Consider the following 12,799-nt stretch of genomic DNA (forward strand, 5'->3'; position numbering starts at 1 on the left):
GTGGTCAACCGGCACACCGACAAGCCCGCCGCACCTTCAACCGGACCTGACCAACCTCATCTCAAACACGCACTCAGAGACCGGCGCGCATGGCGGCGAAATACTCGTTCTGCGTGGGCAGTTCCTGCACCAGCTTCTGGGCCTTGGTGCGGATGCGCTCGAACTCCGCCATCGCCGCCCGCTCGTCGGCGAACTCCAGCGCCGGCGAGTGCCGCACGTCGATGCCGCCCGCGCCGAGCAGGATGCAGTTGTACGAGTAGGGCGGCAGACCGTGGTAGTACGGGTAGATCGACTCGGAGTCCGGCACCTTGTGCTGCCAGATCTCCAGGCGCTCGGCGAGCGAGTCGGGGATCGTACGGGTCTTGGTGTCCTTCCAGTACTGGTTGTCGACCCGCTTCGCACCCCGGTAGTGCAGGCAGAGGAACTCACGCACGCCGTCCATGACGTGCGAGACGGACTTGTTGTACTGCTCCCTCAGCAGGTCGTCACCGCGCCCGGCCGGGAAGTACTTGACGATCTGCTCGATGGCGTGGTGGATGAAGAAGATGCCGGTCGACTCCAGTGGCTCGACGAAGCCGCTGGCCAGACCGACGGCGACACAGTTCTTCACCCACGAGCGGCGGCTGCGGCCGATGCGCATCCGGATGTGGTTCGCCGGCACGTCGGCCGCCTCCGGCCCGACGAACTCGCGCAGCGTCCGCTCCGCCTCCTCCGGCGTGGTGTACTCACTGGCGTAGACGTAGCCGGTGCCGATGCGGCTGATCAGCGGGATCGTCCAGATCCACCCGGCCTCCTGCGCGGTCGCGGTGGTGCACGGCCGCAGCGGCTTGCGGTCCATGTCCAGCGGCACCTGGAGGGCGACCGCGCTGTCGTTGGGCAGCGTGTCCTGGTAGGACACGAACGGCTCGCCGAGCGCCTTGTTCAGCAGCAACGCCCGGAAACCGGTGCAGTCGACGAAGAGGTCGGCGGCGAGTTCACCGTGCTCGGCGGTGCGTACGTGCGAGATGAACCCGTGTTCGTCGAGCGCCACGTCCACGACGTTGTCGACGATGTGCTTGACGCCCCGCTCGGTGGAGTAGCCGGTCAGGAACTTCGCCAGCAGGTGCGCCTCGAAGTGGTACGCGTAGGGGATCTGCGCACCCTGGTACTCCGCCATGGTCGACCGGGCCGTGGTCTCGTCCTGGTTCTGCTCGACGAATCCCTGGTCGACCAGGCTCCCGTCGAGGTACCGGGGGGAACGCTCGGCGTCACACAGCGACGCCATCACGAAGCAGTCCTTGTCGAACCGCGACGTCGTCGGGTAACGCAGCCACCAGTCGCTGAGGGGGAACCCGTCGACCGAGGCCATCTGCTCGAACGGGTGGTAGAAGTGGTGGCCCGGCTCGCGCCAGTTCTCGAACCGGACGGCCAGCTTGTAGGTGGCGTTGCAGGCCGGCATCCAGTCGGACTCTTTGAGCCGTAAGAACTCGAAGAAGTGCCGGATGTCGCTGAAGGTCGCCTCGCCGACGCCGATCGTGCCGACGCTCGCCGACTCGACGACGGTGACGTCGATCCGGCCACCGAAGGCGGCTGCCAGGTACGACGCGGTCATCCAACCGGCCGTACCACCACCGACGATGACGACTCGCTGTGTCCTGCCGGGCTCGCGCGTGTTCTTGGCGGCGGCACCACTGACAGTCATTGCGGTTCCTCCTTGTACCCGATTACCCGGGACTCGACGAAAGGGGTGTGCTTCGGCTCAGTGCTGGTCGACCCCGCCGCTGATCGCTGGCGTCAGGACCTCCGGGAACAACGTGCGCTCAGTCGACCGCCACAGGTAGGCGGCACCGGCCGACCCGGCCGTGCCACGGGCCGCGCCGAGGAACTGCTCGGCCAGTTGGGCATGGCGGGCACGCCACGAGCGCACCGCGTCGTCGAAGGCCACCAGGGCGGCGCGTACCCGCTCGACCGACCTCAGGTCACCGACAATCCGTGCCCGGTCGCGGTACTCGACGAAGGCGCACGACAGCGACTGCTCCTCGCAGCGGGCGACGAGCCGAGCCCGTTCTCCCGAGGTGAACCCTGGCGTGTTGAGGAAGCGCGGGTCCCGGGCCCCGCACAGGAACTCGATCTCCCGATACTGTGCGGACTGGAAGCCGCTCGACGAGCCGAGGGTCGCTCGGATCTCGTCGAACGACTCGGGTGCCAGCGTGCTCAGAACGTCGAAGTGTCCGCTGAGCACCCGCATCGCCGACGGTAGCCGTTCGATGTGGTCAGCGGCGTCGTCCGCCCGGTCGCGGTTCAACGCGTCCCGAGCGGACTCGAGGTGTCGCAGGATGACCGCGAACCACAGCTCGCACGCCTGGTGGGCGGCGAAGAAGAGGGTTCGGTCCGGCTCGTCGCGCACGCAGGCGATGTCGAGCAGTTCCGCCAGCCTGAGGATCTCCCCGTACGCACGGTCGCGCTTGGTGTCCGTCGGATTGGTCATCGGTGTGCAGGCCCTCCTCAGCAAGGTGCAGCGACGGTGGCTCAGTGGCGCTGAAGCTCCCGCCGCCCCGCGCGCAGGGCGTTCTTGTCGATCTTTCCCACGGGGGTACGAGGCAGATCAGGCACGACGACCAACTCGTCGGGCAGCTTGTACGGCGCCAACCCACGGTCGCGGATGTGCTCCCGGATGGTGCGCAGTGACAACGGCGTCGCCGCCGCCTCCGCCTCGGCGGTGAGTACCACGAACACGCAGATCCGCTCGTCGACGGCGTCGTCGGGAATGCCGACGACCGCCGCGTCCCGCACCGACGGGTAGGTCAACACGTGGGCCTCCACCTCCTCGGCGGAGACCTTCTCGCCGAAGTGGTGGATGATGTCCTTGAGCCGGCCCTCGATGACGATGCGCCCGTCCTCGGTCAGCTTGGCCAGGTCGCCGGTGCGGTAGAACCCGTCGGCGGTGAACGCCCGACGGTTGTGCTCCGGCGCGGCGAAGTACCCCCGGATCGTGTACGGGCCACGGGTGAGCAGCTCGCCGGTCACCCCGGCCGGAAGCTCGCGGTCCTCGGCGTCGACGATCTTGACCTCGTCGTCCGGGCAGATGGGCGTGCCCTCGGTGGTGTAGACCACCTCCAGCGGATCGTCGAGCCGGGTGTGGGTGATCAGGCCCTCGCCGATGCCGTAGACGTTCATGATGCGGCACTTCAGGCCCGACCTGACCCGCTCGGCCGCGGCGGGGCTGAACTTCGAGCTGCCCACCTGGAGGGTCATGCCGCTCATGTCGACCGGCATGAACTGCGCCGCCTCGGTCCACAGCAGGGCCAGCGCGGGGACCAGTGCGGTGTGCGTGACCCCCTCCCCACCGATCAACGGGAAGACGTGGTCCGGGCTGGGGTTGGCGGCCAGGACGGCCTTCCCGCCGAGGAGCAGCGCGCCGAGCACACCCGGGCAGCCGAGCGCGGCGTTGTGCGGTACGGGGTTCGCGGCGAGATAGACGCTGTCCGCGCCGAACCCGGTCACCTCGGCGCACGCGAAGATGTTGTAGGCGTAGTCGTCGTGGGTGCGGGGGATCAACTTCGGCACACCCGTCGTCCCGCCGGACAGCAGCAGTAGCGCGATCTCCGAGGCGTCGACCGGGGGCAGCGTACGCGGTTCGGACTTGACCAACTCGGCCAGCGGGGTGAACTCGGCGCTGTCGCCGACGATCACGACGTGCCGCATGCTCGGCACGTCGGCGACGATCTCGCGAGCCAGCGCACGGTGGTCGAACCCCTGGAAACGGTCCGGACCGATGTAGGCCACCGCGTCCGAGGCACGGGCCAGGTGGGTGATCTCGTCCCGGCGGTGACCGGGCAGGGCCAGCACCGGTATCGCGCCGATGCTGAACACCGCCAACAGGACCGACAGGAATTCGTTCACGTTCGGCAGGTGCAGGATCAGCCGGTCGCGACTGCCGACACCGAGGTCGAGCAGGCCCGCGGCGATGCGATCGGCCTCGTCCGCCAGCTCCGCGTAGGTGACGCGACGAGTGGCGTCCACTGCGGCGATCCTGTCCGGATGGCGGCGGACGCTGTCGTCGAAGAGCTGCCGAAGGGAAAGACCTCGCCAGTAGCCCGCTTGGCGGTAGCGTTCGGCGACATCGGGCGGCCAGGGCACGAACCCGTCGAGCATGTGTCTGTCCTCCTTCGGTACGGCGATAACAGATTCCGGTAGCAGCCCAGGGGCCGCGTCACACCCGACAGAGCCTTGACAGATTGTCTAGATGATCAAGCGGCCTCGGTGACGCTCGATATCGTGAGCCGAACACGGAGATCCAATCGGGGTTGGTTACGTACGCTCACCAGCGTCGAAGAACCCACCGCACGGCTGGTCTGTTTTCCGCACTCCGGAGGCACGGCGGCGGTGTACCGCCCCTGGTCGACGGCGCTGCCGGCCGACGTGGCGCTGCACGCCGTGCAGTACCCGGGCCACGCCGACCGACTGGCCGAGCCGCCCGCCGACAACATCGCCGAGATGGCGACCCAGGTGGCCGCGGAGCTACGACAGCTGCCGCCCGTCCGGTGCGCGCTGATCGGACACAGCCTGGGCGCGCTGGTCGCCTACGAGACCGCCCGCGCGATGCGGGACAGCGGCGCCCCCGTGCACCACCTGTTCGTCTCGGGCGCGGCCGGGCCGTGGCTGGCCGGTGGCGGCACCACCCACCGACTCGGTGACGACGAACTGTGGTCGTCGGTCGTGCGACTCGGCGGGATCGAACCGGAGATCGCCGACCAGCCCGAACTGCGCGACCTGCTGCTGCCCGTACTGCGGTCGGACATCACCCTGCACGAGACCTACCGCCCGGCACCGGAGGCCACGCCGCTGGAGTGCCCGGTGCGGGGCTACTACAACACCGAGGACCCGCTGGTCGACGCCGATCAGGTGGCCACCTGGGCGGCGGTCAACGACGGGGAATTCAGTATGCGAGCCCTGCCGGGGGGTCACTTCCGGTTGCTGTCCCACCCGGACGAGATGGTCGCCGACATCATGGCGGCCCTGACAGAGAGCGGGGTACGGCGATGAGCCTCGACGGCACTTCGGTCGTCGTCACCGGCGCCGCCACCGGCATCGGCCTGGGAATCACCGAGTGCCTGGTGAAATCGGGCGCCAAGGTGACGGTCGTCGGCCGCCGCGAGGAGCCGCTGCGGGTGCTGGCGGACCGCCACCCGTTCGCCGTGGCGGTGGTGGCGGCGGACGTCTGCGCCCCCGGCACCGCCGAGCGGGTCGTCGCGGTCGCCACGGAGACCTTCGGCCGCCTCGACGCGGTGGTCAACAACGCCGGCATGGCCCAGTTCGGCCCTATCGACACACTCGACCCGGCACGGTTCGACGAGATGTTCGCGGTGAACGTCCGCGCGCCCGCCGACCTGATCCGGTGCGCGCTGCCGCAGCTGCGGGCCAACAAGGGCAGCGTGGTCAACATCTCCTCGGTCGGCGGCGTGCTGTCGATGCCGGGTCGTGCCTACTACGGCGCGACCAAGGCGGCCCTCAACAGCCTCACCCGTTCCCTGGCCCGCGAACTCGCCCCGGACGTACGCGTCAACGCCATTCTCCCGGGCCCGGTGGACACACCGTTGTGGACCAACGCCGGACTGGACGACGCCGGCATCGAGCGGCTGCGGACCGACCTGACCGCGGCGACCCCGATGGGCCGTTTCGGCGACCGCACGGAGATCGGCCAATGGGTCTGCAACCTGCTCGATCCGGCGTTGTCCGGCTGGGTCACCGGCGCGCTGATTCCCGTCGACGGCGGCCGCACGGCATGAGCCCCGCCCAGTCAGGTACCAACCCTTCACGGAACAGAGGTGGTCAGAGCGTGAGCCCCGAAATCTCGTCCGCTGCCAGCTTCATCCCCTCCTCGTGTCTGCACACCATCTTCCGCGCCGCCCAGGACATGGAGCAGCGCACCGGCGCGGAGGTGGTCAAGCTGCACGTCGGTGACCCGTACTTCCATCCCGCCGACAACGTCGCCGACGCGTTCGTGGCCGCGGTGCGGCGTGGCGACACCAAGTACACCGGGCCGGAGGGCCTGCCCGAGCTGCGCGAGGCGACGGTCGAGAAGCTGCGTACGGACAACGGTGTGGACACCGTCGTCGACCGGGTGCTCGTCACGCCGGGCTCGTGCGAGGGACTCGCCGCCCTGCTGCAAACCCTCACCGAGCCCGGGGCCGAGATCCTCCTGCCGGAACTGCACTGGCCGGTCCACCTTCAGCAGAGTCTGCTCGCCGGTCTCCGGCCGGTCCTGTACCCGCTCGGGCCCGGCTTCCGACCCGACGTCGAGCAGATCGCGGCCGCCGCCAGCCCACGCACCAAGGTGCTGCTGATCAACTCGCCCGCCAACCCCACCGGTGTCGTGCTGAACCCCGACGAGATCCGGGCCCTGCTCGACCTGGCCCGCACCCGGGGCTGGCACGTGGTCAGCGACGAGGCGTACGAACACTTCTGCTACGAACGCGAGCATCTCTCCGTAGCGTCCCTGGAACGCGACGTCCCGGTCGACGAGCGCATCGTGCACAGCGTCTTCAGCTTCTCCAAGAGCTTCGCGATGACCGGCTACCGGCTCGGGTACGTCGTGCTGGCCAACGACCGCGCCGCCGATGTCATGCGGGTGGTCCAGGAGGCGAACATCATCGGCACCTCCACCCCGGTGCAGCACGCCGGAGTGGCCGCGCTGGCCAGCCGGCACGACGCCGCCGCCACCAACCGGAAGCTGGTGCAACGCAACCGCGACGTGGCCCTGCCACCGCTGGTCAAGGCCGGACTGCTGAGCGACCTGCCCGCAGGTGGCTGGTACGCGATGCTGGACGTGGCCCGGACCGGGCTGGACGCGGAGACGTTCGCGCTGCGCCTGCTGGAGCGCAAAGGTGTCGCCGTGGTCGCCGGCAACGGCTTCGCCATGCGTCCCGAACTCGACGACCGGGGCCACATCCGTGCCCACGACTTCGCACCCTGGGCGCGGCACCTGGTCCGGGTCGCGTTCTGTGTGGATCCCGGCTGGCTGGAGACCGGCGTACGCAAGATCCTGGAGTTCGTCGACGAATGCGGCGAAGAGGGTCCCCGATAGACCGGTCGCGCCGATCACCTGCCGTCGGGTTCTGCCCGACCGGCAGGTGCGGCGATCCGCAAGGCTCCCTGTGCGTTCGAGCGAGGAGGTGGGCAACACCATGCCGGAGCCCGTCACAGGCACCGTGACGTCACCGCTGGTCGACCCGGCGCAGTTCCGTTCCCTCATGGCCACACATCCCGCCGGGGTCGCCATCGTGACGACCACGGCGTCGGACGGCGTGCCGTGGGGACTGACCTGCTCGTCGGTGTGCAGCGTCGCGCTACAGCCGCCGACCCTGCTGGTCTGCCTGCGCGCCGCGAGTCCGACACTGGCGGCGCTGCTCGCGGTGTCCACCTTCGCGGTCAACCTGTTGCGCGACCACGCCGAGCGGGCCGCGCAGTTGTTCGCCTCCGGCGCGCCGGACCGGTTCGAGAAGGTCGCCTGGGCCCCGGATCCGGCATCCGGCATGCCGCACCTGGTCGACGACGCCCACACGACCGCGGACTGTCGCGTCAGCAACGCCATGCCCGTCGGTGACCACGTCGTGGTCTTCGGCACGGTGTTGCGGATCCGCGCCCACGCGGTCGCCCCGGTCAGCCCGCTGCTGTACGGCATGCGGCGGTACTGGTCGCTGGCCGGCACCCCGCCGTCCGAACCGTCCGGGCCGGATCCGGACGCTCGACGGTGAACGAGACCTGGAGTTGAGATGAGCAGTGTCCGCACCAGCGCCCAGCAGGGCGCACCGCGTTCCTCCGGCCCGAAGGCCCGGATCCCCGACTGCCCGCTGGGACGCACCGTGGAGACGGTGGGCGCCTGGTGGACGTTGGAGATCCTGCACGAACTGTTCAACGGCCACACCCGGTTCGCGGCCATCCGAACCAACCTCGAGACACCCACCGAACTGTTGACGGAGCGACTCGACGACCTGTGCACCCGGGGCCTGATCGAGCAGGTCGCCGACGTCGCGGGCGCCGAGGACCGGGAGTACCGACTGACTCCCCTGGGCCGGACGCTTCGTCCGCTGCTGCTGGTCATCGCCGCCTGGGGCAACCACCGGCTGGCCCCGGAGGACCGCAGCGTCGTGCTGGTCGACACCGAGACCTCGGCGGAGGTGGACCCGGTCGTGGTGGACCGGCGGACGGGTCGGCGGATCGACACCGAGAACGTGGTGTTCGCTCGCGGACCGAAGGCCAGCGAGAAGGTCGCGGCGAGATACCCGAAGATCATGCTGGCCACCTGAGTGCCGTCAGGAGGGGTGGCGGTGCCCCGCCGCGTGCGAGCCGTGGAACGGGGTGCTAACGCCGTCGTAGCGCAGGTGCAGCATCATGCCCTGTTCGGCGTGCGGCAGGTTGTGGCAGTGGTTCATCCAGATGCCGGGGTTGTTCGCCTGGAACGCCACCTCCCACACCTCGCCGGGGCGTACGTCGAAGGTGTCCATCCAGAGCGGACTGCCCTCGGCGGGCTTGCCGTCGCGGGACAGGATCAGCACCGGATGACCGTGCAGATGCCACGGATGGGTTTCCAGACTGCGGTTGACCACGGTGAAACGCACCACGTCGCCCTCGGTCACGATCTGGTCGGGGATCGACGGATGGCCCCGCCCGTTGACCGTCTGCGCGAACGCGGGCCGCCCGTCGACCATGGCCACCCCACGGTCGAGCACGAGGGTGAAGTGCCGGTCCGGGGTCGCCGTACGCAGGGGCACCGGTGCCGAGGTGCCGTAGGTGAGCAGGTCCAGTTCCGGCCAGCCGGCCGTGTCCTGCGTGGCCGCCTCGCCGTCGGGCGCGTCCGGTCGGGGTCGCACCCACACGGCGGCCACGCCGTCGACGAACAGCGCCACGGGGGTCTCCGGCATGGCGAACACCAGGTCGCGGCGCCCACCCGCGGCGACCCGCAGCGCCGTCCGGCTCGTCTCACCGGGCCCCTGTAGGTCACGGCCGTCGACGGCGACCACCCGGAACCCGGTGCCCGCCAGCGCGAAGCGACGCGGGTCGGAGTCGGTGTTGACCAGGCGCATCCGGACCGTCGCGCCGGCCGGCGCGACATGCTCGACGCCCGCGACCGCCGGGCCGCCGTTGAACGTGTGCACCGGAACGACCACGTCGAGATCCGCCGGCTGGGGATCCGCGCGGGGTGTCACGACGAGGACTCCGTAGAGGCCACGCCGCACGCCGACGTGGGACACGTGATGGGTGTGGTACCAGTAGGTGCCGACCTGGTCGGCGCGGAACCGGTAGTCGAAGGTGGCTCCGGGGTTCACCTTCGGCTGGCTGAGGCCGGCCACTCCGTCCTCCCCGCAGGGCACGTCGTAGCCGTGCCAGTGCAGGGTCACCCCCTCGTCGATGTCGTGGTTGGCCAGCGTCACCTCGACGAGGTCCCCCTGGGTCGCGGTGATCTGCGGGCCGGGGGCCACGCCCTCGAAGGTCCAGGCGTCGACGTCCTGCCCCGACGGCAGCCGCACGGCGGCCTTGCGGGCGGTCAGCTCGTAGGCGCGTCGTACGCCACCCGGCGCGGGTGTGTCGGGCCCGCGCAGGTCGGCCACCGAGACCGGGGAGGCGCCGGACGGGCCGGGACCACCACCGGCCGTGTGTTTCGGCGCGGAGGACAGCAACGTCAGGCCCACGCCGGTGCCGGTGGCGCCCACTGCGGCCACTCCGCCGGCGACGCCGAGGAAACCGCGACGGGACAGGCTCGGCCCGGCATCCGGGTTCGCCTCCCCCGCCTCGAGGGGCGCGGCCAACGATCGCGCGGTCAGCAGCACCGCCGCCAGCACCAGACCGACCGTGATCAGTGCCACGGGCAGGGTCAGCGGATACCCGGCCAGGTAGGTGAGCCCGAACCCGGCCAACGCGGCGTACCCGGCGCCGAACAACGCGACGACGCCGGTAGGTCGGTCACCGGCCCGGCCGGACGCCCCGGTGACCCGCGCGTACAGCGGCGGCCCGGCCACCGCCACGGCGATCACCGCGGCCACCGCGAGCAGCGGCATCCCGAGCAGCACCTTCTCCTGGGCGAACCACCAGCCCCGCCCGGCCAGTAGTGCCACCGACACGGCCTTGCCGACGGTCAGCGCCAGCGCCGCGACGAGTAACGTCAGGGCGACCCTGGCGTAGCCGCGTAACGTCGTCACGGCGGCGGCGAGCCACCCGACGGCGGCCAACAGCGCCCAGGCGTGATCCAGGACGGTCAGTGCCGCCGTCGTCATGACCGGGCGGCGTGACTGGTCTCAGTGCTGCTCTCCGTGGGCTGCCAGGCGATCTGGCGTGCCTGACGGACCACCCACAGGGTGACGCCGAAGATGACCAGCCCGTTGACCGCGTGCACGCCGAAGATGAGGTGCCCCGCCTCGGAACCCTCGCCGAAGGACCGGGCCACCTCCCGGATCAGCGACTGGACGAGCACCAGTCCGGCCACCACGGCCGTCCTGCCGATCACCCGTCCGGGCATCCGGGCGAGCGCGGAGACCCCCACGAGCACGATGGCGAACGCGAGCATCGAGTACCCGAGGAAGCGGTGGGGTGAGAACGACTCCTCGATGGGGGCGGTATCGAACGCCCCACTCGCGGCGAGGTAGAACTGCACGACCTCGGCGAACAGCAGCAGCGAGGCCAGACCCGCGAAGAGCTTCTTCATGGGACAGATCGTCGCGTCGCACCGCCCCGCGCGCATGGCACCAAACGCGGCATCCGCTACGCCGATGCGCGTAGCGGACGCCGCTGCGGGTACGTCGCAGGGCGTAGTCGGCCACGCACCGGAGAGTTCGGTCGTTGTCGTAGGATCGCGGCATGAACCTGCGGGTGATGCCGGAACGACTGCGCTCCTGGTTCGCGCGGCGGCCTGCCTGGTTCGTCGACCTGCTGTTGGCGTTGTTCGTCACGGTGATGCAGGTCCAGAGCGTCAGCAAGCACGGTGCCGTCCTCCCCGAGCCGATCGCCCGACCCGTCTCCGACTTCGGGTACGCCGGCTTCGGCCTGGTGGTGGTGAGCGGCCTGGCCATCGCCGTGCGACGCCGGTGGCCGATCGCCGTGTTCGCGGTCACCGGCGTGACCAGCCTGGTCTACTTCGGTCTCGGGTTCCCCGACCGGATGGCCTGCCTCGGTCTCTTCGTCGCCCTCTACACCCTCGCCGCCTACGGCGACGGACGCCGCTCGCTGCTGATCGCCGGCGCGGGCACCGCGGTGCTCGCCGTCGGTTGGCTGGTCGCCGGGGCGGACATCCAGCCGGTGGAGGCCGTGGGTTGGGTGTTCCTCCGGATCGGCGCATCGGTCATCAGCATCACGCTCGGCGAGTCCGTACGATCCCGCAGGGTCATCGCCGCCGACGCCCAGCGGCGGGCCGAGCTGGCCGAACGGGCCCGCGAGGAGGAGACCCGGGCGCGGGTCGACGCCGAACGGTTGCGCATCGCCCGCGAGGTCCACGACACCGTCGCACACGCCATCGCCATCATCAACGTGCAGGCCAGCGTGACGGCCCACGTGCTCGACAAGCGACCGGCTCAGGCCCGCGACGCGTTACGCGCCATCGAGCAGACCAGCTCACGGGCGCTGCACGAGATGCGTGCCGTGCTCGGGGTCCTGCGTGAGGACGGGCGCGAGCCCAGTCCCGGCCTCGACCAGCTCCACGAGCTTGCCGAGAAGGGCCGTGCGGCCGGTCTCGACATCAGCATCGAGCAGACGTCGGCGACATCGCCGCTACCGAGCGCGGTGAACAGCGCGGCCTACCGCATCGTCCAGGAATCGATCACCAACGTGATCCGCCATGTCGGGCCGACCCGGGTGAGCGTGACGATCGAGGCGGCGTCCGACACGCTCCACATCCGGGTCACCGACGAGGGGGTACGCGACTCCGCGCTCGTCGCGGTGGGTGCGGGCGGTCCACCGTCGAGTGGTCGGGGCATCATCGGGATGCGGGAACGCTGCCAACTGCTCGGCGGGGACCTGCACGCCACCGCCCGTCCCGACGGCGGCTTCGAGGTCATCGCCCGCCTGCCGCTCGCGCCGGTTGCGGCACGCCAGTGACCGACCCGCTCATCAAGGTGCTGCTCGCCGACGACGAGCGGCTGGTCCGTTCCGGCTTCCGGCTACTGCTGGACCTGGAGGACGACATCACCGTGGTCGGCGAGGCCACCAACGGCGCCGAGGCCGTCGAGTTGGCCCGCGTCACCCGGCCCGACGTCATCCTCATGGACATCCGCATGCCGCGACTGGACGGCATCCGTGCCGCGGCGCAGATCGCCGAGATGCCGGGGTTGGAGCAGGTGCGGATTCTCATCCTCACCACCTACGACACCGACGAGAACGTGTTCGAGGCCCTCCAGGCGGGCGCGAGTGGTTTCCTGCTCAAGGATGCCGGCCCCGCCGAGCTGCTGCACGCCATCCGGGTCATCGCCGCCGGGGACGCGCTGCTCGCCCCCCGGGTCACCCGCAGGCTCATCAGCCAGTTCACGGCACGACGTAAGGCCGCGCAGGCGGGCGAGGAGCGGCTCGCGGTACTGACCGACCGCGAACGTGAGGTGCTGACGCTGGTCGCGCAGGGGTTGAGCAACGACGAGATCGGTGCCGCGCTGTTCCTCAGTCCGGCGACCGCGCGTACGCACGTCAGCCGCATCATGGGCAAACTCGGCGCCCGCGATCGTGCGCAGCTGGTGGCGATCGCCTACCAGACCGGGCTGGGCCAGTACACCGAGCAGCACTGAACCCGTAGCGGGTCGGGCCCGAAAGGAACAGGCAAGAGTCCACACCAGAGGGTGCT

Annotated in this window: 12 protein-coding genes; 7 read left to right on the forward strand and 5 right to left on the reverse strand. The window is 70.2% G+C overall.

Going from position 1 to position 12,799, the window contains the following annotated elements; genetic code table 11:
• Positions 1 to 73: 73 nt before the first annotated feature.
• The 3 genes from FF096_RS24085 to FF096_RS24095 are packed head-to-tail and all read right to left on the reverse strand — an operon-like array spanning position 74 to position 4,134.
• Positions 74 to 1,681, reverse strand: coding sequence for a tryptophan halogenase family protein (locus tag FF096_RS24085; protein WP_155221852.1), 1,608 nt, complete (start codon positions 1,679 to 1,681; stop codon positions 74 to 76).
• A gap of 57 nt (positions 1,682 to 1,738) precedes the next feature.
• Entirely contained in the window at positions 1,739 to 2,467 is a 729-nt protein-coding gene (locus FF096_RS24090; RefSeq protein ID WP_155221853.1) for a tryptophan 2,3-dioxygenase family protein, read from the reverse strand.
• A gap of 41 nt (positions 2,468 to 2,508) precedes the next feature.
• Entirely contained in the window at positions 2,509 to 4,134 is a 1,626-nt protein-coding gene (locus tag FF096_RS24095; RefSeq protein ID WP_155221854.1) for a (2,3-dihydroxybenzoyl)adenylate synthase, read from the reverse strand.
• A 123-nt stretch (positions 4,135 to 4,257) separates the two neighbouring features.
• Here FF096_RS24095 and FF096_RS24100 point away from each other — a divergent pair, with 123 nt between their 5' ends.
• From FF096_RS24100 to FF096_RS24120, 5 genes are all read left to right on the forward strand, one after another.
• Positions 4,258 to 5,025, forward strand: a complete 768-nt coding sequence (locus FF096_RS24100) for a thioesterase II family protein (protein ID WP_196222624.1) — start codon at positions 4,258 to 4,260, stop codon at positions 5,023 to 5,025.
• Positions 5,022 to 5,768, forward strand: a complete 747-nt coding sequence (locus FF096_RS24105) for an SDR family NAD(P)-dependent oxidoreductase (protein WP_155221856.1) — start codon at positions 5,022 to 5,024, stop codon at positions 5,766 to 5,768. Before FF096_RS24100 ends, FF096_RS24105 begins: the two co-directional genes overlap by 4 nt.
• A gap of 50 nt (positions 5,769 to 5,818) precedes the next feature.
• A complete protein-coding gene (locus FF096_RS24110) occupies positions 5,819 to 7,066 on the forward strand; it encodes a pyridoxal phosphate-dependent aminotransferase (RefSeq protein ID WP_309223854.1) in 1,248 nt (415 codons plus the stop codon).
• A gap of 100 nt (positions 7,067 to 7,166) precedes the next feature.
• A complete protein-coding gene (locus FF096_RS24115) occupies positions 7,167 to 7,736 on the forward strand; it encodes a flavin reductase family protein (protein WP_155221858.1) in 570 nt (189 codons plus the stop codon).
• Between the two features lie 18 nt (positions 7,737 to 7,754).
• The gene (locus tag FF096_RS24120; protein WP_155221859.1) at positions 7,755 to 8,288 is read left to right on the forward strand and encodes a helix-turn-helix domain-containing protein; all 534 of its coding nucleotides are present in this window, start codon (positions 7,755 to 7,757) and stop codon (positions 8,286 to 8,288) included.
• Between the two features lie 6 nt (positions 8,289 to 8,294).
• Here the strand turns inward: FF096_RS24120 and FF096_RS24125 are convergent, their stop codons facing one another.
• A complete protein-coding gene (locus FF096_RS24125; RefSeq protein WP_155221860.1) occupies positions 8,295 to 10,253 on the reverse strand; it encodes a multicopper oxidase family protein in 1,959 nt (652 codons plus the stop codon).
• A complete protein-coding gene (locus tag FF096_RS24130; protein WP_155221861.1) occupies positions 10,250 to 10,681 on the reverse strand; it encodes a DUF6220 domain-containing protein in 432 nt (143 codons plus the stop codon). Before FF096_RS24130 ends, FF096_RS24125 begins: the two co-directional genes overlap by 4 nt.
• 152 nt (positions 10,682 to 10,833) lie before the next feature.
• Between FF096_RS24130 and FF096_RS24135 the strand changes: the two genes are divergently transcribed.
• Both FF096_RS24135 and FF096_RS24140 read left to right on the forward strand, forming a co-directional pair.
• A complete protein-coding gene (locus tag FF096_RS24135) occupies positions 10,834 to 12,066 on the forward strand; it encodes a sensor histidine kinase (RefSeq protein WP_230462910.1) in 1,233 nt (410 codons plus the stop codon).
• Positions 12,063 to 12,743 carry a response regulator transcription factor gene (locus tag FF096_RS24140; protein ID WP_309223855.1) on the forward strand — a complete coding sequence of 227 codons (681 nt, stop codon included), beginning with the start codon at positions 12,063 to 12,065 and terminating at the stop codon, positions 12,741 to 12,743. Before FF096_RS24135 ends, FF096_RS24140 begins: the two co-directional genes overlap by 4 nt.
• The last annotated feature ends 56 nt before the right edge of the window (positions 12,744 to 12,799 follow it).

Source organism: Micromonospora sp. CP22, from assembly GCF_009712475.1.
GTDB lineage: Bacteria > Actinomycetota > Actinomycetes > Mycobacteriales > Micromonosporaceae > Micromonospora.

What these genes read in the sequence shown, in the direction of transcription:
- FF096_RS24085 (WP_155221852.1), bottom strand. Translation starts at nt 1,681, where the DNA reads ATGACTGTCAGTGGTGCCGCCGCCAAGAACACGCGCGAGCCCGGCAGG.
- FF096_RS24090 (WP_155221853.1), bottom strand. Translation starts at nt 2,467, where the DNA reads ATGACCAATCCGACGGACACCAAGCGCGACCGTGCGTACGGGGAGATC.
- FF096_RS24095 (WP_155221854.1), bottom strand. Translation starts at nt 4,134, where the DNA reads ATGCTCGACGGGTTCGTGCCCTGGCCGCCCGATGTCGCCGAACGCTAC.
- FF096_RS24105 (WP_155221856.1), top strand. Translation starts at nt 5,022, where the DNA reads ATGAGCCTCGACGGCACTTCGGTCGTCGTCACCGGCGCCGCCACCGGC.
- FF096_RS24115 (WP_155221858.1), top strand. Translation starts at nt 7,167, where the DNA reads ATGCCGGAGCCCGTCACAGGCACCGTGACGTCACCGCTGGTCGACCCG.
- FF096_RS24120 (WP_155221859.1), top strand. Translation starts at nt 7,755, where the DNA reads ATGAGCAGTGTCCGCACCAGCGCCCAGCAGGGCGCACCGCGTTCCTCC.
- FF096_RS24125 (WP_155221860.1), bottom strand. Translation starts at nt 10,253, where the DNA reads ATGACGACGGCGGCACTGACCGTCCTGGATCACGCCTGGGCGCTGTTG.
- FF096_RS24130 (WP_155221861.1), bottom strand. Translation starts at nt 10,681, where the DNA reads ATGAAGAAGCTCTTCGCGGGTCTGGCCTCGCTGCTGCTGTTCGCCGAG.
- FF096_RS24135 (WP_230462910.1), top strand. Translation starts at nt 10,834, where the DNA reads ATGAACCTGCGGGTGATGCCGGAACGACTGCGCTCCTGGTTCGCGCGG.